17 protein-coding genes and 3 tRNA genes are annotated in these 18,579 nt (G+C 43.7%); 9 read left to right on the plus strand and 11 right to left on the minus strand.

The annotated features are described in order from the left end of the window. Positions 1–10: 10 nt before the first annotated feature. Together srtB and ACQRCC_RS02650 are read right to left on the minus strand one after the other, a co-directional pair. A complete protein-coding gene (gene srtB, locus ACQRCC_RS02645; protein WP_427849261.1) occupies positions 11–841 on the minus strand; it encodes a class B sortase in 831 nt (276 codons plus the stop codon). Positions 842–864: 23 nt separating this feature from the next. Continuing rightward, the gene (locus ACQRCC_RS02650) at positions 865–2,163 is read right to left on the minus strand and encodes a serine dehydratase subunit alpha family protein (protein ID WP_427849262.1); all 1,299 of its coding nucleotides are present in this window, start codon (positions 2,161–2,163) and stop codon (positions 865–867) included. A gap of 261 nt (positions 2,164–2,424) precedes the next feature. Between ACQRCC_RS02650 and ACQRCC_RS02655 the strand changes: the two genes are divergently transcribed. The 3 genes from ACQRCC_RS02655 to ACQRCC_RS02665 are packed head-to-tail and all read left to right on the plus strand — an operon-like array spanning position 2,425 to position 4,414. Continuing rightward, complete coding sequence (locus tag ACQRCC_RS02655) at positions 2,425–2,820, plus strand: hypothetical protein (protein ID WP_427849263.1); 396 nt, start codon at positions 2,425–2,427, stop codon at positions 2,818–2,820. Between the two features lie 9 nt (positions 2,821–2,829). Beyond that, positions 2,830–3,666 carry a DUF5685 family protein gene (locus ACQRCC_RS02660; RefSeq protein WP_427849264.1) on the plus strand — a complete coding sequence of 279 codons (837 nt, stop codon included), beginning with the start codon at positions 2,830–2,832 and terminating at the stop codon, positions 3,664–3,666. 1 nt (position 3,667) lies between these two features. Beyond that, positions 3,668–4,414: a J domain-containing protein gene (locus tag ACQRCC_RS02665; protein ID WP_427849265.1), complete on the plus strand. Its 747-nt coding sequence runs from the start codon at positions 3,668–3,670 to the stop codon at positions 4,412–4,414. Between the two features lie 79 nt (positions 4,415–4,493). On the opposite strand, the gene ACQRCC_RS02670 is transcribed toward ACQRCC_RS02665, so the two are convergent. The 6 genes from ACQRCC_RS02670 to coaBC form a co-directional block, all read right to left on the minus strand. Further along, positions 4,494–6,422 (minus strand): DUF5107 domain-containing protein, encoded by a 1,929-nt coding sequence (locus ACQRCC_RS02670; RefSeq protein WP_427849266.1) that lies wholly within the window; start codon positions 6,420–6,422, stop codon positions 4,494–4,496. 309 nt (positions 6,423–6,731) lie between these two features. Beyond that, a tRNA-Cys gene (locus tag ACQRCC_RS02675) sits at positions 6,732–6,802 on the minus strand. Positions 6,803–6,842: 40 nt separating this feature from the next. Next, on the minus strand, positions 6,843–7,808 hold the full coding sequence (locus ACQRCC_RS02680) for a carbohydrate kinase family protein (protein WP_427849267.1): 966 nt from the start codon (positions 7,806–7,808) through the stop codon (positions 6,843–6,845). 29 nt (positions 7,809–7,837) lie between these two features. After that, positions 7,838–8,476: a lactate utilization protein gene (locus tag ACQRCC_RS02685; protein ID WP_427849268.1), complete on the minus strand. Its 639-nt coding sequence runs from the start codon at positions 8,474–8,476 to the stop codon at positions 7,838–7,840. Positions 8,477–8,570: 94 nt separating this feature from the next. Further along, positions 8,571–9,704 carry a PucR family transcriptional regulator gene (locus tag ACQRCC_RS02690; protein ID WP_427849269.1) on the minus strand — a complete coding sequence of 378 codons (1,134 nt, stop codon included), beginning with the start codon at positions 9,702–9,704 and terminating at the stop codon, positions 8,571–8,573. Positions 9,705–9,931: 227 nt separating this feature from the next. Next, on the minus strand, positions 9,932–11,128 hold the full coding sequence (gene coaBC / locus ACQRCC_RS02695; protein ID WP_427849339.1) for a bifunctional phosphopantothenoylcysteine decarboxylase/phosphopantothenate--cysteine ligase CoaBC: 1,197 nt from the start codon (positions 11,126–11,128) through the stop codon (positions 9,932–9,934). Between the two features lie 195 nt (positions 11,129–11,323). Between coaBC and ACQRCC_RS02700 the strand changes: the two genes are divergently transcribed. The 3 genes from ACQRCC_RS02700 to moaC all read left to right on the plus strand — a co-directional run bounded on the left by ACQRCC_RS02700 (position 11,324) and on the right by moaC (position 13,154). Further along, positions 11,324–11,947 (plus strand): ECF transporter S component, encoded by a 624-nt coding sequence (locus ACQRCC_RS02700; RefSeq protein ID WP_427849270.1) that lies wholly within the window; start codon positions 11,324–11,326, stop codon positions 11,945–11,947. A gap of 150 nt (positions 11,948–12,097) precedes the next feature. Further along, the gene (locus tag ACQRCC_RS02705; RefSeq protein WP_427849271.1) at positions 12,098–12,637 is read left to right on the plus strand and encodes a flavodoxin family protein; all 540 of its coding nucleotides are present in this window, start codon (positions 12,098–12,100) and stop codon (positions 12,635–12,637) included. Between the two features lie 37 nt (positions 12,638–12,674). Then, positions 12,675–13,154, plus strand: coding sequence for a cyclic pyranopterin monophosphate synthase MoaC (gene moaC / locus ACQRCC_RS02710; RefSeq protein WP_427849272.1), 480 nt, complete (start codon positions 12,675–12,677; stop codon positions 13,152–13,154). Between the two features lie 430 nt (positions 13,155–13,584). On the opposite strand, the gene ACQRCC_RS02715 is transcribed toward moaC, so the two are convergent. The 3 genes from ACQRCC_RS02715 to ACQRCC_RS02725 all read right to left on the minus strand — a co-directional run bounded on the left by ACQRCC_RS02715 (position 13,585) and on the right by ACQRCC_RS02725 (position 14,941). Then, positions 13,585–13,655: transfer RNA gene (locus tag ACQRCC_RS02715), tRNA-Cys, on the minus strand. A gap of 52 nt (positions 13,656–13,707) precedes the next feature. After that, positions 13,708–13,779 (minus strand) — tRNA-Glu (locus ACQRCC_RS02720). 85 nt (positions 13,780–13,864) lie between these two features. Then, positions 13,865–14,941 (minus strand): DUF3810 domain-containing protein, encoded by a 1,077-nt coding sequence (locus ACQRCC_RS02725; RefSeq protein WP_427849273.1) that lies wholly within the window; start codon positions 14,939–14,941, stop codon positions 13,865–13,867. A gap of 284 nt (positions 14,942–15,225) precedes the next feature. Here ACQRCC_RS02725 and ACQRCC_RS02730 point away from each other — a divergent pair, with 284 nt between their 5' ends. Genes ACQRCC_RS02730 through ACQRCC_RS02740 form a run of 3 tightly spaced genes read left to right on the plus strand, consistent with a single transcriptional unit; the run spans position 15,226 to position 18,573 of the window. Next, complete coding sequence (locus ACQRCC_RS02730; protein WP_427849274.1) at positions 15,226–17,394, plus strand: glucose PTS transporter subunit IIA; 2,169 nt, start codon at positions 15,226–15,228, stop codon at positions 17,392–17,394. A gap of 29 nt (positions 17,395–17,423) precedes the next feature. Next, positions 17,424–18,272 (plus strand): PRD domain-containing protein, encoded by an 849-nt coding sequence (locus ACQRCC_RS02735; RefSeq protein WP_427849275.1) that lies wholly within the window; start codon positions 17,424–17,426, stop codon positions 18,270–18,272. A 43-nt stretch (positions 18,273–18,315) separates the two neighbouring features. Beyond that, positions 18,316–18,573 carry an HPr family phosphocarrier protein gene (locus ACQRCC_RS02740; RefSeq protein WP_427849276.1) on the plus strand — a complete coding sequence of 86 codons (258 nt, stop codon included), beginning with the start codon at positions 18,316–18,318 and terminating at the stop codon, positions 18,571–18,573. Positions 18,574–18,579 lie beyond the last annotated feature (6 nt).

The raw sequence follows: 18,579 nt of genomic DNA on the forward strand, positions 1-18,579 counted from the left end.
CACTCCCTCCTTACTCAATTATTCTTTCAGACTCCTTCACACCTCTTACCACAAACCGGTCATCATTGCTGGCCTTAGTACAGGTAGACAGAGTTACGATCACATCATCGGTTCCCACCTCTATACCGGTATCATAGGCAGCCACCTCTTTGGTCATGTTCAGAAATGCCTGATAGTCTTCATCTGATGCAAATTCCGTAAGATATGTATCAGAAGTATCTTTTACAACTCCTGTTGAGTAAATGTGATACGTAATCTCCCGTCCATCCGGTGTATAAATATAGAAGTAAGGATTAGCCTCCCAGAATGATTTATCCTCATATTTGGCCAGATCATGGAACATGGAATTGTCATTCATTCTGTGTCCATATATGATTGTATTTCTGTCATTGAAATCCGGATTATTATAAACATTTACAAATATTGCCCCTACTGTATTATCATTTGCCGAAAATGTCTTGTGAAGATAAAGGTCGTTATCGTCTCCCTGCACTACCGGATAGTTGATCTGAGATGGTTCAGGACTGAATCGAATCCAGCCTACCGTATCCGGATTAATAGCCAGAAGTTCATCAAAATTCACGCGGAAACTGTCTTCCTGTCCCTCTTCTTCCGGTTCCTTCTCCTCCACAGCGATTTCCAGAATCTTGTCATATTCTGCTTTTCCTTTATGGTATCCGGACATGATCTTATACAGTTGGAATCCGGATACACAAAATACAGCAATGGCAACAACCAGCACGATCGTACTGATGATTCCGCCCTTTTTCTGCCGCCTTTCTTCCTTTCTTTTCCTCTTCTGTCTTCTTTTTCTAGCTCTTTTTTTCTGTCTCTCGTCCATATTCTGTCCTTTCCTCTATTTCATTATTTATTCTCCATAATTTCCACAATAACTTCTTCCGTCTTTATCATACCGGGAGAAGCTATTTTTCCCATATTACGCATAGTATCTTCCGGTGTTTGACCGTTAATGCCATGGATCTTATCAATACAGACCCCATTTAATGCCATATCAACCGATCGCCAGGCTGCATCCACAGCCACAACGCCCTTCATGGCACATCCCTGATTACCGCCATCACAGATCATGCCCGTAAGTCCGGATGCCATATTCTGAATTACCATAGCAATCTGCTCGTCGTCCGCACCTTTCATAAACGCCAGGCCGCAGGCCATTCCCGTTCCTGCCGCAATTCCACAACCACAGAATGCAGACAAACGCCCGGAATACTCTTTGATGTACATGGTAATCAGATAACTGAAAGCCGCCGCTCGAAGGAGCATCTCTTCGCTAACCTCCTCCCGGTGAACCTTGTAGCAGGCAAAAAGCGGCATCGTTGCTATAATACCATGAGCTCCGCTTCCCGTTATACTCATGGCCGGTCTGGAAAGTCCCAGGACGCGCGCTTCGATTGCTCCGTTACAGAGCAGCTGGGCAGTTGTCCTCTCGTCTGCCGAAATCATCCGGTTCCCATTCTGTGCAAACAGCATAGGTCCTATCGTCGTTCTGTCTGACTGAAGCCCTTCCTCCAGAAGTTCCAGGTTCATAGAAAATGCATCCCTGATAAACAGAATTTCTTCCTCCGGAACGCTCCTGATATAAGCAAGAATATCTTCCAGACTATATCTGTGAATGACTGCTGTTTCCGCTTCGGCAGAACTCTTCGTCTGCCCGTTATCTTCCAGTTTGTCTTCTTTTTCCCCTTCAATCACCTGACCGTTTTTCTCAATCCAGCGGATATCCGTATGACTGCCGCGTATATGCACACTGCAGGATTCCTTTCCTGCAAAGACCTCTGCATCAATAGTAATCTCTGAACCGATATGATCCAATACTACCTTCACCCGGCCTTCTTCCACCATTTCCCCGGCCCGACGGTTATCCTCTTCGGTAATATTCGCAAGGGATTCCAGCCCCAGTTTCTCATCCGCCGCCACAGCCCCCAGAGCCGCCGCATACAGATTACCGTAAGAATCTGAATTTGGAATTCCACAGGTAAAAGCATTCTTATACATACCGGAATTCAGTGCAACCTCCACACGTTCTGCCGGCTTTCCCAACGCCGCTCTTGCAGATGCCACTGCAAAAGCAATGGCTCCGGGCTCTGTAACTCCAAGTGCCGGTTTCATATCCTCTCTGATTAATTCTGTCAATCTATGCATATGATTTCCCCCAATCTATTTGACCTACGAACTCCGAACGCTCACTTCGAGAACTTCGTTCTCTCAGTGTTCGTTGCACTCACATGCCTCCCGCCCGGAATCCAATTGGCTGCAAGCAGCCAATGGCCTCCTTCCGGGAGACGCGTTCGTCGCTATGCGTTCAGTATAACATATCTCTATTTTATTTTATAGATTTTTAATAGAGAGTTTATTGACTTTGAATGGAAAAGGGGTATGATTCCATGTAGGAAGGTGATTATTTTGAAAGAGAAACTAATACGTTTTATGGCAGGGCGCTACGGTTTTGACACATTCGGGCGATTTACTCTGATCGCCGCACTGGTTGTAATGGTTCTGTCTACTTTTTTTCAGAGTGGGATTCTGACGATTCTCTCCTGGGCTCTGATTATCTATACTTATTTCCGCATGTTTTCCAGGAATGTATATAAACGTGCAGCGGAAAACCAGAAATATCTGGCAAAGACCTACAAGATTCGCTGCTGGTTCGGCAAACAGAAGAATCTGATGGCACAGCGTAAGACACACCATATCTATCGCTGTCCAACCTGCAGTCAGAAAATCCGTGTTCCCCGTGGCAAGGGAAAAATTGAAATCCGATGCCCCAAATGCAACACGACATTTATAAAGAAGAGTTAGGAGCACCTTATGTTCGGTTATATTGCAATAAATAAGGCAGAAATGAAATTCAAAGATTTCGATGTTTATCACTCCTACTACTGCGGACTGTGCAAGAGGCTGAAGGAAATGTATGGACGTAGGGGACAGACAACCCTCTCCTATGACATGACCTTTTTGATTGTATTACTCAGCGGTCTCTACGAACCGGATGAGGAACTGACGCATGTGAACTGTGTCGCTCACCCATTTCAGAAGCATGCAGCCCGCACCAATGAATTTACCGATTACGCAGCAGCCATGAATGTGGTATTATCATATTATAAATGCGAAGATGACTGGGCTGATGAACACAAAAAGAAGGGCTATGTCTCCGCACGGCTCCTCCGCAGTTCCATGGAATCAGTAAAACAGGTATACCCCGATAAAACTGTCCTGATTGCCTCCCGGCTGAAGCAGATCAGTATGCTGGAAGAAGCAGGAGAAACCAATCTTGACACCATGGCAGGACTGTTCGGTGATATTATGGCAGAGATTTTCGCCTGCCGCAAAGACGAATGGGAGGCCTCCCTTCGGAAATTCGGCTTTTTCCTCGGAAAATTCATTTATCTTATGGATGCATATGAAGATGTAGAAAAGGATATTGAAAATGGCAGTTATAATCCATTAAAGGATGCTTTCAAAAGGGAAGATTTCGACGAATACTGCAGGCAGCTTCTCACTATGATGATTGCAGAATGCTCCAGAGAATTCGAGACACTCCCCATCATCACCCATGTGGATATACTGAGAAATATCCTTTATTCCGGCGTATGGTGCCGGTTCGAGGCAGTCGTACAGAAACGCAAAAATCAACAGGAGAACTAAGATGACAGATCCTTATCAGATATTAGGAGTGTCCAGGGATGCTTCCGACGAAGAGATTAAGAAAGCTTATCGTGCCCTTAGCCGCAAGTATCATCCGGATGCCAATATTAACAACCCAAACAAAGATCAGGCAGAAGCTAAATTTAAAGAAGTCCAACAGGCCTATCAGCAGATTATGAAAGAAAAAGAATACGGCTACAGCGGCGGCTCCGGTTCCTATGGAAATGGGAATGCGGGGCCAGGTTCCGGTTCAGATCCATTTGGTGGATTCGGCGGTTACTGGGGCGATTTCGGAGGCTTCGGCGGTTACGGAAACAGTGGTCATACCTCATCCAAATCTTCCGAAAGCGAGGAAGACATCTATCTTCGGGCAGCTGCCAACTACATCAACAGCCGCCATTATAAAGAGGCTCTCAACGTACTTCAGGGCATTCAGTCCCGTTCCGCCCAGTGGTATTACTACAGTGCCATTGCCAACTCCGGTGTCGGCAATAATGTGATTGCTCTGGAACACGCAAAAACGGCCTACCAGATGGAACCGGACAACATGCAGTATCAGGTGCTGGTACAACGTCTGGAAAGCGGCGGCAACTGGTATCAGACCCGCCAGAACCCTTACCAGACCTATTCCATGGGAAGCGGCAACTTCTGTATGAAGCTGTGTATCGCCAACATTGTCTGCAACTTATGCTGCGGCGGTGGTTCCCTGTGTTGCGGCGGACCGGGATATTATGGGGGATATATGTAATTCAACAGCTATATATTAAAAAAGTTGTTTATCAACCGCAAAACGGAAGAAAGGGAGGTGACCCTCCCTTTATTTCTTATTAAGTTGCATGAAACTGATATCTGTAAGGAATCTCTCCTTTTTCACCATATACCTTCTCGTGCAGTTCCGTCCACAGTTCTGCGAGAGAATCTTCTCCCTCCCGCAGATCATCCAGTATCAGACCACCATTTTCTTCCAGTAATTCATATGCTTTCTTCTCTTCCCCTATTTCCCCAAGGGCTTTAATGTAATAGAATTTTATCCTGCTGTTATTCTGATGCTCTTCGCTCATCTGCCCATAAAATTCACACAGGTCTTCATAGCTTTCACTCATAGTCAAAAGCTTGAATCCTTCTTTAACATAGGAGAGTTCCTCTTTTTGAAGCCGCATTCCTTTTAAAATATAACGTGCAGCTTTTTTTCTTTTTCCCTGTAATAAACGAAGACAGGCAAGTCCATGATATGCCCACGCATTTTCCTCCAGCTCCAGAGACTCTTTCCATTCTTTTTCTGCCTTTTTATATTTTCCCAGAGTATAATAGCGGATACCTAAATGGTAATGAGCATACCAGTTCTTTTTTTCTTCATTTTTCACTGCATCCTTCAGCCTTGAAAAACTGTCCGGATCATCCAGAAATACATCCGGCCATTTTTGCGGCTCCGGGCACGGAAGATTTCCGCCATCTATAAAAGATTTCCATCGGCCGTAATATCCACTCTCATCCACGAACTCTAAATGAGATGTCAGTTTTCCATGTACACCCAGGATTCCATAACCACTTCCCGGTATAAGAAGCTCTGCTTTCTGAAGTGCCATTGCTTTGGAAGAAATTAATTGTTCTTCAAGGTGTTCCGATAATTGCGCTTTCTCTATCTCATTCGTTACATTTTGATATCTTTCCTTATGAGACAGTTCCAGATCATCCCCGCTAATCTGAATTGCCCCGTACTGTTCCATCCACTCCCATGCTGTGTTCGGCGCCATCGGAATACATCCATATTGGGTCTTTGCAAGTCCTGCCTGTATTTCAACATATCTTCCCGCATCCTCAGTCAGAAATTCCTGCCAGTGATCCGAAGCTTTCTGATTTCCCCATGAAAAAAGCTTGCGGCTTTTCAGGCGGTCAGTCGATATCTGTATCAGACCATATCCCTCCCGGTTCACATTGGCAATGTATTTAGGCGCATTCCTATCCAGCTCAAAGAAATAATCCACAGATTTCGGTATTTTCTTATAATCCGTAACATCCGTTCCTCCAACTATAGGAATATCAACCTTGTAAACTTCTCCGCATGTATTTGTATACGCAGATTCAGCAGGAACAATGATTCTGCCTCCTTCGTGTTCCGGAACAGCCATATTACTCCACCAGTACATAGGAACTACTTCTGTGTTCTCATTCACAATACGCATCCGGCAATTCAGAAATCTTGAATCCTCTTCCAGCCAGAAATCCATCTGATAAGTAATGTCACGAATTCTTTCATATTCATACATACGAAGAACCGGATTCCCGTTCTCATCACTGGTACGGGCAACATACATCTGTTCCGTAGTAAACGGTGTATGTCCGATTACACCCACATTCCATTCCACGCCGCCGCTGAACCATGCATTTCTCACAGCAAGGTTGCTAAACCGGAGCACATCATTGGTGTAAAGCAGATTTTCACCCTGCTCTTTATCCCACAGTTCCCACAGTCTTCCGCCATACTCTGGCAGAAAAACCGCTTTCAGATACCTGTTTTCCAGTACGGCTGTCTGGACTTCTTTTTCCCGGAGTTGTCTTGTATAGCCATTTCTCTGCCTATAAGGATAGGCATTCTTCACCCTGCCGTATCCCTCATAAATTTCATCCGTTTCCCCCAGACGGAATTTGAGTTGATTCTGCAGGATTACTTCTCCGGATAAATCAGGCACGCATGACTCTTCCCCCAGATCAGCGAGCTTCATCCTTCTTTTTTCCATTCTTAGTTCTGTAGACATTTTAATTACCTCTCTTATATTGAAAACTCTTCTAACAATTTTTTCTGATATTCCGGATCATTTGCCGCCTTTATGATATCCTCCATATCGTATCTTTCTAGAAATCCTCTGCTGTTATCGGGTAATCAAGCATTGAGATTTCTAATAAATTCTGATATATGAGATGAAATCAGACGCTTTTCACGCAGAAAATAGAACTAAATGCTTTGTTTGTATTCTAGCATATGGAATCATAGAATACAATTTCTATTCCAAAAGAATCTCCTGTTACGCAAAAAGCTCGGGAATCTTCTTCCCGAGCTTTTCAAGAGGCGCCAACCAGATTCGAACTGGTGATAGAGGTGTTGCAGACCTTTGCCTTACCACTTGGCTATGGCGCCATAAGTGCTTGTATCTCAAGCACTTGTTCAGTATATCAAATTATTTCCATTTCGTCAATAGCTCTTCTACTTCTTTTTTCTCCGGCATGGAACGGATTGCGCCCTTCTTTGTTGTAATCAGAGCTGCTGCCGCATTGGCAAAGGATAAAATCTCACCCAGATCTTCTTCCGCAAGATTATCGAAATCTCGTTCCAGGATTCCATTCAGCACACTTCCGCAGAAGGTATCTCCCGCACCGGTAGTTTCAATCGCATTTACCTTGTATCCGCCTCTTTCTACTCGCATATCTTTGTAATATGCCCGGCTTCCTTCTTTTCCCATAGTCAGGAAAATAAGCGGAATCTGGTATTTTTCCTGAAGATAACGAATTCCCTCATCGTAATCTTCTTTTCCGGAAACAAACTGAATCTCGTTATCAGAAATCTTCAGAATGTCACAGTATTCAAACCCATATTCCATCATCTCTTTTGCAAGCTCCATGGAACTCCAGAGCGGTGGTCTTAAGTTCGGATCAAAGGAAATCAAACATCCTGCTTCCTTTGCTGCCTGAAGCGCTTTCTTCGTCGCACTTCTCACCGGTTCATCTGTCATGGACAATGTTCCGAAATGAAATAGTTTCGCCTGGCGGATCATATCATAATCAACCTCGTCCTCGTTCAGCATCATGTCGGCTCCCGGCTGTCTGTAGAATGAAAAATCACGATCGCCATCCGGAAAGGTATGTACAAAAGCAAGCGTTGTATGAATCCTGTCATCCATACAGAGTCCTTTCGCATCGATTCCGATTTCTTCAATGGTTGCCTTTAATTCCTTTCCAAACTGGTCATCTCCCACCTTTCCGATGAAAGCCGTCTTTTTCCCCAATTTATTCAGCATAGCCAGAACGTTACACGGAGCGCCGCCCGGACATGCCTCAAACATCTGATTGCCCTGACCACTCTCGCCTGCCATCGCAAAATCAATCAGCAGCTCTCCCATTGCAACTACATCATAACATTTATCCATCTTTCATTCCTCACAGTCTGATTGTTATTCTAAAATCCAAGTTCATCATTTACCAGAATCACTTTGATGCGTCCCTTCACCTTGGAAAAACGGGTCAGAAGAAACTGACAGCAGATCGTATCCGGTGATTTACAGTCAAAGCATGCTCCTGTCTTACTGCATGGGGTATCCAGGTTAAATCTCTGGGCATTGATAGTTGCTGCCTCACCACGTGCCCGGGATACTGCATCCCGCGTCTCTCTTACCACCTTATTCATACCCACGATCATTAAAACATTCTTAGGTCCCCAGGTGATTGCTGCCACCCGATTGCCCATGCCATCAATATTGACGATTACACCATCCTCCGTAATGGCATTACAGCTGCACAGAAAATAATCCGAATCAAAAATTGCCAGTTCTGTTTTTCGTTTCTCTTCCGGATTCGCACAGATATCCCGGTTAAACACTTCATAATTGCCGGAACATACCGCATCCTTCAATCCGATTTCCTGAATAGACATGGAACCGCCCCATCCGATTTTACTGCCCTCCTGAATCAGCTCAAGCGCTTTCTCAAGCGCCTCCTCCTTTGTCTGTGCATAATAACCTTCCATATTTCTGGATTCCAGCGCTTTAATCAGCTTCTCTGCGAGCATCTGATTCCGCTTATTTCTATTTACATCCATCTTCATCCCTCCAACAGGGCATGCATCCAGACTAATCTTTCACGCTGCCCGTCATTTTTACAAACATTTTATCACAAAAGAATTTCCACCACAATTATTGCTTTCTCATTTTAATAAAATAAAGTGCCAGCATAATACGGGTTCGGTTCTCATTGCTCATAATATCGCAATTTAACAGTTCCCGTATCTTATTTATCTTATAGGTAAGCGTATTCTTATGACAATAAATGGCCTGTGCCGTATGAATAACGCTGCATTCATTTTCAAAAAATGCCTGTAAAATGCTCATGTAGTCCGTATTATTTTTGCGGTCATATGCCATGAGATTTCCCAAAACTTCCGTCACAAATTCATCACCGGTCTCGGGACGCTTCAGGTTGGAAATCACTTTATATACTCCCAGTTCATCGTAAAATAAAATATTGGACGCAATCGCCGTTCGGGTAAGCCGGTATGCTGTCATGGCAGATTCATACGACCTGTGGATATCCTTAAGCTGACGGATTTTTGTTCCGATTCCCACATAGACATTTGGGTCTTCCTCACAAAGCATGCCGAATTTATGGCGGAGAAAATCCATTTTCTGCCCCGCCGCCAGAATCACCAGCCTTCCTTTCTCTTCATACACCGCATACTGCCTTCTGGCGTAATGAAGCTTCTGCTCAATCTCCTTTAATTTCCAGTTTTCCTGCCCGTCCCAATAAGAATTACAGCTTAAAACAATTATCGTATAGGTTCCATTCTTTCCAAATCCTTCTTTCTCCAGCACATCCTGATATAACGCAGGATTATCCGGATGGGAAATTGCATTTCGAAAAGCTGTAATCAGATTCGTCTCTCTCTGCTCATTTTTCAAAAGAATCTCCGCAAACAGACGCATAATAATCATATATGGCGTTTCCCAGGCCGCCTCAAATAACGGAAATTTAATCTGATCACAATAATCTATGATTTCCTGAGGCATTTTCACTCCGTTATGAAGTGCAATCACAAGTCCTCCGGCTCCGGCATTATTTAGCAGCGTAATATACTCCATTAGCCACTCATCAGAATGATAGTTAATTCCTGTATTAAATATCAGTTCATTTCCATGCAAAAGCTCAATAAATTCAAAATCTTCAACAATATGAGTCCATTCAATAATTTTATGAAAACAACTTTTCGTTCTTAGCCTCACATAAAACTTCGGTTCAATTTCCCGATACAACTCTTCCAGTGCAACAGCCATGTTATCCTCCGCTCTTTTTTCTTACTATCATACCACAATTTGTGCTTACCGCACATTTTTCTTCTAAAAAAATGGCTTTATCGACTATTTTCAACATCACTTCTAAGTGTTATATTGTATTAGGAACACAACAAAAGATAAAAACACCCCGATTTATGTGTTCAATTAACCTCTAGATAAAAGACAAAAAATGTCCGTTGAATCTTTCAACAGACATTTTTTTGTTTCTATTTATTTTTCCTTATTAAGATTTCATCTAACAGCTTCTCGGCCACTTTATCTTTAGACAGGATGTCCAGCTCTTTTATTTCCTCTTCTGTAATCAAGGTGACGATATTCGTATCTGTTCCAAATCCGGCTCCCTTCACTTTCAGATTGTTGGCCACGATCATATCCACATTCTTTTTCTTTAGCTTCGCCTTAGAATTCTCCAGCATATTCTGTGTTTCCATAGAAAAACCGCAGAGGAACTGCCCTTCCCTTTTATGAGCCCCAAGATAACCGAGAATGTCGTCTGTCCGCTCCATTTCAATCGACATATCGTCATCTTTTTTCTTAATCTTCTCATCACTCACCGTCCGTGGCCGGTAATCCGCAACTGCTGCCGCCTTGATGATAATGTCCATCTCTTCACTTTTTTCTGTAACCGCCTCATACATATCCTTCGCCGTCACAATCGGAACCACATTTACAAAGAGAGGCGGCTCCAGTGCCGTTCTTCCGCTGACCAGAGTTACATCTGCTCCCCGAAGCGCACAGATTTTTGCAATACTGTATCCCATCTTTCCGGTAGAATGATTCGTAATATAGCGGACCGGATCAATATTTTCCTGTGTAGGCCCGGCCGTCACCAGAACCTTAAGTCCCTCCATATCCTTCTCATACGCACAGGCTTTCAGCGCATACTGGAAAATCACTTCCGGCTCTGCCATTTTTCCTGCTCCGGTGTCACCGCAGGCCAGCCTGCCGCTCACCGGCTCTATGATTTCCATACCATATTTTTTTATAATCTCTATATTGTCCTGAGTAATCAGATTCTCATACATTCTGGTATTCATTGCCGGTGCGATCATCTTCGGACAATTGCACGCAAGTATGGTCGTTGTCAGCATATCATCCGCCAGGCCGTGCGCCAGCTTTGCAATCACATTAGCTGTGGCCGGTGCTACGATCACAGCATCCGCCCGTTTTGCAAGAGCCACATGTTCCGTACTGTATTCATGATTCCTGTCAAATGTATCCGTAAGGCACCTCTGATTCGTCAACGCTTCAAATGTCAGGGGTGCAATAAACTGCTGTGCATTCTCCGTCATAATCACCTGAACCGTTGCTCCCGCCTTCACCAGAAGGCTGGTAAGTGCTGCACTTTTATATGCCGCAATTCCTCCCGTTACACCAAGAATAATGGTTTTTCCCTTTAACATCATTTTTACCTCATTCTTTCCATGCACCGGGTGTCTCATGACCCGGCTCCGCCTTTTAGGGACATTATAACATGCATTGTTTTTAAAAAAAAGCATCCGCCACAATTGTTCTTTCAAAAAAAAAGTGTTATACTTACGCGGTAATTGTATTATATCCCGCACAGGGCGGGAATGATAACAAGGAGGAAATTGAATATGGAAAAAACAAAGAAAGACACAAGATGGATGGTCAGTGTTGCACTTATGGCAGCTATTATCATTGTTCTGGCGAACACACCGCTTGGCATGATTCAGCTCCCGATCATTAAGGCGACAACAGTTCACATCCCGGTAATCATCGGTGCAGTTCTGCTTGGCCCTGCGGCCGGCGCAATCTTAGGATGCGTATTTGGAATCTGCTCTCTTGTAAGTAACACAATGGCACCAACATTGTTATCCTTTGCTTTCTCACCATTTATGAGCACTACCGGTCTCACAGGTGTTGTAAAGGCATTGTGGATCTCAATCGGATGCCGTATTATGATCGGCGTAGTTGCCGGATGGCTCTGGATTCTGCTTAAGAAATTCAACGTCAACCAGACCATTGCTCTGGTAGTCACAGGATTTGCAGGCTCCATGACGAACACCATTTTCGTAATGGGAAGCATCTACATATTATTTGCACAGCAGTATGCTCAGGCAAAAGAAGTTGCAATCACTGCAGTATGGGGACTGATCATGGGAACTGTTACCGCATCCGGAATTCCGGAAGCAGTTGCAGCAGCAGTTCTGGTTCTTGCACTCGGCAAGGTATTATTGAAATTCATGAAACGGGTTTAAAATATGAATGATTTGCAGTCGTATTCCTGACAATATCGGGATGCGGCTGTTTTTATATGCTTCACAACAACTTGAAAACACATAAACTTTTTCATATAATAAAAAGAAATATTAACAACTACCAATGATTTACAAGGGAGCGTAACCATTATGAAAATATTAATATTATGCGGAAGTCCGCACAAAAACGGAACCACAAACGCTTTAACCGAATCTTTTATTAAAGGAATACACCAGGACAGACATGTTATTAAAAAAATCTGGCTGCAGGACAAAAAGCTTTCCCCCTGTATGGGATGTATGTATTGCAAAAATCATGGAAATAAATGTGTTTTACAGGATGATGCGGCAGACATCCTTAAGGACGTATATGAAGCTGATCTTATCGTGTTCGTATCTCCACTATATTATTTTGCAATGACATCGCAGTTAAAAATCATCATTGATCGTTTTTTTGCAGTCAATAATACATTAAGAGAGCAGAAAAAGAAAGCCATTCTTCTGACAGCCGGCAGTGATACTGATGAGTGGGCAATGGACGGAATCAAGGCACATTATGAAACAATGCTCCGATATCTTCACTGGACTTCCGTCGGTGAAATCTATGCCTATGGCTGCTCTTCCAAAGAAATGCTGGCCGACACAGATTATCCGGAAAGGGCAATGGAATTAGGAAAAAGCATAGGGTAACAGAAGTTGCCCAATAAAAATGAAAAGGACGAAATTTATGAATCTGACACATTTTGATGAAAATGGAAAGGCATTGATGGTCGATGTATCCGAAAAAAGCGACACTGAAAGAGAAGCCACTGCTGCCGGTAAAATCACCGTTAATCAGGCAGTATATCATGCAATCGAATCGGGAACCGTAGGAAAAGGGGATGTGCTCGGCGTGGCAACCACCGCGGGAATCATGGGAGCAAAGCGGACTTCTGAGTTAATTCCCATGTGCCACATTCTTCCGATCACAAACTGCCGGGTGCAATTTGAGATGAATCCGGAGGAAAGCGCCATCTACTGTTACTGTACCGTAAAAGTCACCGGAAAAACCGGAGTGGAAATGGAAGCTCTGACAGGTGTCAGTGTCGCTCTCCTTACTGTATATGATATGTGCAAGGCACTCGACAAATCCATGGAAATCGGCGAAATATATCTGTGCCACAAAACCGGCGGCAAAAGCGGAGAGATATACAACAAAAAAAGATAGCTTTCTAAATCCATATTACCGTGTTAAGAAGAAAAACGAATATTTGACACGTATTTTTAAGTCGTGACTACATGGCAAAATCAAGTTTTCTCATTTTACCACGTAAAAAAACAATGACCCTACGTGTGAAAATTATAATATTGCAAATTCCCCACGTAGAATACGTGAAATATTACGTGTTTAAATTAATTATGAAACTTCTCCCACGTAGTGCAGACGAAATACTACGTGTGAAAATCAATGATAATGAATTTCTCACGCAATTCAAAATATTTCCACATAGAAAATTACATTTCAGTTTCTATACCCCTCCACCCAGGCTTTAGAAACACATGCTGCAAAACACACAAATAAGGTTCACTGAACCTTTTAGCGTATGCATGGCAACAAAAAATCGCAATCCCTGTATTCCAGGAATTGCGATTTTTTAAGGCGCCAACCAGATTTGAACTGGTGATAGAGGTGTTGCAGACCTTTGCCTTACCACTTGGCTATGGCGCCTCACTATAGTAATGAGCACTTAGTGACCGTCTTATAATCACTTACGTGCAAATGACTCCACCGGGAATCGAACCCGGGTTACCGCCGTGAAAGGGCGATGTCTTGACCGCTTGACCATGGAGCCATATGAAATCCCAGTCACAACCTCCGCAGTGACCGAGATTTATAATATCATAATCCACTTCATTTTGCAAGCACTTTTTTAATAATTATTCTTTATAATACGTTACCATTAAATCCACCATTCGATCATAACTTTTCACGCCGTCCGACTGCCCATTTACCTTAAGATAACTGTCATTTACCATATCTGCAACTTCCGCCACCTTGCCGTCATACCTCGCCCAGTATTCACTGTTCGCCCGAAGATCCACTTCTGCTTCCGGTGCCAGCATCTGTCGCACCTCTTTCCATGCCTCCAGATCCACCTTCCGAAGTACATTCATACAATATATCCATCCCAGCAAACTCCCGCTGTAATTGAATTCCGCCTTCCCGGATTCCATACATGCCAGATATCCAATAAAATTCGCCTCCTGCTCCTGCATAAATCCCCGAAGGTGAGACAGTTCATGGCAGGCTGTGAACGGAATATTGTAATCCGTCATCCCACTATTATAATTCGCCTCCACAGTAAATGGAGAATACACACCGCTCAAATTCTGAACTGACAGTATCCATGGATTGATCAATCCCTTCGGCTTCGGATAATATCCCTGAAGCTCCGGGTAAGTCTCCCCCAGAAGCAGCATTGCCTCCACCGCCGATTCTCTCTCACTGCCGTCCAGTTTCATAACACCGGACTCATCTCTGTCAACCTTATCTGCATAGTCATTCACATCCTCCGTCAGGATGATGCAGACCCGCTTCAGATCTTCCACTGTATAAGACTCTGTCACAAGTCCTGCACTCTCCGAAAATGATTCTCTGTGATAATTGATTCCACAGTTCAGTGTATATATCAAAAACAACAACGACACCGTAAAGAAGAGACCTGCCAGAAAATGTAAAATTTCTTTTTTTCCCTTTTTCCCCTTTATCAAACCTGCTATCAAATGGATCAACAGCACTGTGATAATCAAAATCAGCGCATACAATCCCAGCTCCGATACAGAAACCGGCACATATCCAGCCATTCTTCCTATTAAGGAAACAATTACCGGGTAAATATGTACGGAATACCACTGTGCCGTTCCCTCAAGCCTGCGCGACACGAATAACACTGCAAACGACACACTTAGCATAATACCGCCTGCATACATCCATTTTTTAGATTCTATCTTCATCCGGACTCCTTTAAATTCAAGACTCACTTTATCATTGTCATCCTCATTATAGCGTGCCCCCGATTCGGGAACAACCGAAAATATTTTTTTCTCTTGACAAATTTCTTTTTTCATTCTAATATTTGAAATATGATGTAGTATGTTACTTGTTGTGAACGAACGAGGCATTAACTATGCATAAGTATTTTGGATATTTATGTGGGTTAGTGTCTCTTTTTTTGGTTAAAATAGCCTTATAAATATCCGCATCTAAAAAAAGAAAAGAGAGGAAAGGAAAAAGAACAATGAAAGACAAAATTTTTGGCGTGCTCCAGCGCGTAGGAAGATCGTTTATGCTTCCAATCGCCATCCTTCCGGTAGCCGGACTGCTGCTGGGATTCGGTGGCTCTTTCACAAACGAGACCATGCTCGAAACCTATGGTCTCATCGATGCAATCGGACCGGGAACGATTGTTTATGATATTTTCTATGTAATGAAAGAAGCGGGTAATATCGTATTTGCCAACCTGCCCATAATCTTTGCAATGGGCGTAGCTATCGGAATGGCAAAGAAGGAAAAAGAGGTTGCAGCCCTTTCTGCTGCCATCGCATTCTTCATCATGCATGCATCCATCAGTGCACTGATCACGATTAACGGCGGTACCGAACAGATGCTGAGCGGTGCTACCACTTCCGTTTGTGGTATCACCTCCCTTCAGATGGGTGTATTCGGCGGTATTATCGTAGGTCTGGGTGTTGCGGCACTGCACAATCGATTCTATAAGATCGAACTGCCACAGGTGCTTTCTTTCTTCGGAGGTACCCGATTTGTTCCAATCGTCTCCGCACTGGTTTACACAGGAGTCGGTATTCTGATGTACTTTATCTGGCCTGTAATCCAGACCGGAATTTATGCAGTAGGAAACGTAGTTCTGGAATCCGGTTATGCAGGAACATGGGTATACGGTCTGATGGAGCGTCTGCTGATTCCGTTCGGACTTCACCACGTATTCTATCTTCCGTTCTGGCAGACAGCTCTGGGCGGAACAATGGAAGTAAACGGCGTACTGGTAGAAGGTGCTCAGAACATCTTCTTTGCACAGCTTTCTGACCCGACAGTAGAGCATTTTGCAGTATCAGCAACCAGATTCATGTCCGGTAAATTCCCGCTGATGATCTTCGGTCTTCCGGGCGCTGCACTTGCCATGTACAAAACAGCAAAACCTGAAAAGAAAAAAGCAGTAGAAGGTCTTCTGTTCTCCGCAGCACTGACCTCCATGCTGACCGGTATCACAGAACCTCTTGAATTTACCTTCCTGTTCGTGGCACCGCTGCTTTACGGAATCCACTGTGTATTCGCCGGCCTTGCATACATGCTGATGCATATATGTAACGTAGGTGTCGGCATGACCTTCTCCGGCGGACTCATTGACCTGTTCCTCTTTGGAATCCTTCAGGGCAATGCAAAGACAAGCTGGATCTGGATCGTTATTGTAGGTATTGGTTACTTCTTTGTATATTACTTCCTGTTTAGCTTCTTAATCAAGAAACTGGATCTGAAAACCCCTGGACGTGACGACAGTGAAGAGGTAAAATTATATAGAAGAAGTGATGTAGAAGCCCGGAAAAAAGGAGCTGCCGCAGGTAACGCAGTTTCAGAAGAGGACGAACTTTCCTCTTCCATATGCCGCGGACTTGGCGGTAAGAAAAACATCTCCGATGTAGATTGCTGCGCAACCAGACTTCGCTGTACTGTATACGATGCCTCTCTGGTAGACGATGCACTGCTGAAATCCACAGGAGCATCCGGTGTTGTACACAAAGGAAACGGTGTACAGATTATTTACGGACCACGGGTAACCGTAATCAAATCCAACCTGGAAGACTATCTGGAAACTGCTCCGGATGAGATCGTTTCCAATAACGCAGCAGACAAAGGCAATACCTCCGCTAAAGCTGCTGACACTGCAGGAAATGGGGAAACTTCAGACAGCACAGAAACATCCGTGGTAAAAACAGTCGTTATCTCCAGCCCTGTGACCGGTCTTGCAGCCGATCTGTCCACCGCTCCGGATGAAGCATTTGCAGGAAGAATGATGGGTGACGGTGCGGCAGTAACACCGGAAGATGCGATTGTAAGAGCACCGGAAGATGGAGAAGTATGCTTTGTATTCGAGACAAAACACGCCATCGGTTTCCTGACAGACTCCGGAATCAGCCTTCTGCTTCACATGGGAATTGATACGGTAAAATTAAACGGAGAAGGTTTCAAAGTATTTGTAGAGAACGGACAGAAAGTAAAGAAAGGTGAGCCGCTTATGGAATTGGATCTTGAATTCCTCAAAGCCAACGCTCCTTCTCTTGTATCACCAATTCTGTGTACAGAACTGGAAGACAATCAGAAGATCCGCCTTTTGAATGACGGTGCAATCCATGCTGGAGAAGCGCTGTTTGCAGTAGATTTTTACGAATAAGAATACTTTCGAAATTTGTGGGGAAAATTATGTATAGGATTAAAAAAGTACTCAATCATAATTCCATTATCGGAATTCATGAAGAAACGGATCAGGAATATCTGATTTTGGGAAAAGGTATCGGTTTTGGAAGGAAAACCGGTGAAATTACAGAATGCCGGGAAGGTGATTCCATCTATTCCCTGCAGGAATCGACAGAACGCGGAGATGCAAAGGAGCTTGCCGCTTCCATTGATCCGCTGTATCTGGAAATAGCAAATGAAGTTCTAAGCGAAGCGGAAAGGGTATTTAATGATATCGACCGAAACGTGCTTTTCCCCATGGCAGACCACATTGAATTTGCTGTTAAGCGAATCCGGAATCACGAGCCGATCAGCAATCCGCTTACGGATGATATCCGGATTCTGTTCCACATGGAATTTAAAACAGCACAGTGCATCCGGCCTATCCTCAAAGAACATTTCGGAATTGAAATAGATGATGATGAAATCGGCTATATTGCCCTTCATATTCATTCTGCAATCCGGGATGAAAAGGTATCACAGGCTATGCAGATAGCTCAGGCAGTCCGGGAATGCATCTCTCTGGTAGAGAAGGAAATCGGCAGGCCCATTGATGTTATGACGCTGTCCTATAACCGTCTTATGAATCATGTGCGAAATATGGTGGCACGTGCATTGTCAGGCGAAAAACTAAAACTGAATATGAATGATTATATGGGAGTCAAATTCCCACAGGCATTTCAGACTGCAAAAGATATCTGCGATCAGGTGGGCCGCAGTCTGAAATGTCAGCTGAACGAAGTTGAAATCGGCTATCTGGCCATGCACATTGAACGTGTTGCAAATGATGAGCTGGATTCACAGACCGAAGAATAACAAAAATCATAATAAAAAAATATATAAAAAGGAGATTATTACTATGAAATCATTTGAATACACAATCACAGACCCAGTAGGTATCCACGCAAGACCGGCAGGAATGCTTGTAAAAGAAGTTAAAAATTACGCATCTTCTGTTACTATCGTAAAAGGTGATAAAAAGGCTGATGCCAGAAAACTGATGATTCTGATGAGTCTGGGTGTAAAATGCGGAGAGACTGTTACCGTAGAGGTTGAAGGTGCTGACGAAGAGACTGCTGCAGCTTCCCTGGAAACTTTCTTCAAAGAAAATCTGTAATTTCGA

It is taken from the genome of Sporofaciens sp. SGI.106, assembly GCF_050314255.1.
Classification (GTDB): domain Bacteria; phylum Bacillota; class Clostridia; order Lachnospirales; family Lachnospiraceae; genus Claveliimonas.

Excerpts from the sequence above, each read along its gene's own strand:
- ACQRCC_RS02705 (WP_427849271.1), top strand. The coding sequence starts at position 12,098 with ATGAAAATATTAATATTATGCGGAAGTCCGCACAAAAACGGAACCACA.
- srtB (WP_427849261.1), bottom strand. The coding sequence starts at position 841 with ATGGACGAGAGACAGAAAAAAAGAGCTAGAAAAAGAAGACAGAAGAGG.
- ACQRCC_RS02730 (WP_427849274.1), top strand. The coding sequence starts at position 15,226 with ATGAAAGACAAAATTTTTGGCGTGCTCCAGCGCGTAGGAAGATCGTTT.
- ACQRCC_RS02665 (WP_427849265.1), top strand. The coding sequence starts at position 3,668 with ATGACAGATCCTTATCAGATATTAGGAGTGTCCAGGGATGCTTCCGAC.
- ACQRCC_RS02660 (WP_427849264.1), top strand. The coding sequence starts at position 2,830 with ATGTTCGGTTATATTGCAATAAATAAGGCAGAAATGAAATTCAAAGAT.
- ACQRCC_RS02700 (WP_427849270.1), top strand. The coding sequence starts at position 11,324 with ATGGAAAAAACAAAGAAAGACACAAGATGGATGGTCAGTGTTGCACTT.
- ACQRCC_RS02670 (WP_427849266.1), bottom strand. The coding sequence starts at position 6,422 with ATGTCTACAGAACTAAGAATGGAAAAAAGAAGGATGAAGCTCGCTGAT.
- ACQRCC_RS02735 (WP_427849275.1), top strand. The coding sequence starts at position 17,424 with ATGTATAGGATTAAAAAAGTACTCAATCATAATTCCATTATCGGAATT.
- ACQRCC_RS02690 (WP_427849269.1), bottom strand. The coding sequence starts at position 9,704 with ATGGCTGTTGCACTGGAAGAGTTGTATCGGGAAATTGAACCGAAGTTT.
- ACQRCC_RS02725 (WP_427849273.1), bottom strand. The coding sequence starts at position 14,941 with ATGAAGATAGAATCTAAAAAATGGATGTATGCAGGCGGTATTATGCTA.
- ACQRCC_RS02685 (WP_427849268.1), bottom strand. The coding sequence starts at position 8,476 with ATGGATGTAAATAGAAATAAGCGGAATCAGATGCTCGCAGAGAAGCTG.
- coaBC (WP_427849339.1), bottom strand. The coding sequence starts at position 11,128 with ATGTTAAAGGGAAAAACCATTATTCTTGGTGTAACGGGAGGAATTGCG.
- ACQRCC_RS02680 (WP_427849267.1), bottom strand. The coding sequence starts at position 7,808 with ATGGATAAATGTTATGATGTAGTTGCAATGGGAGAGCTGCTGATTGAT.
- moaC (WP_427849272.1), top strand. The coding sequence starts at position 12,675 with ATGAATCTGACACATTTTGATGAAAATGGAAAGGCATTGATGGTCGAT.
- ACQRCC_RS02740 (WP_427849276.1), top strand. The coding sequence starts at position 18,316 with ATGAAATCATTTGAATACACAATCACAGACCCAGTAGGTATCCACGCA.
- ACQRCC_RS02650 (WP_427849262.1), bottom strand. The coding sequence starts at position 2,163 with ATGCATAGATTGACAGAATTAATCAGAGAGGATATGAAACCGGCACTT.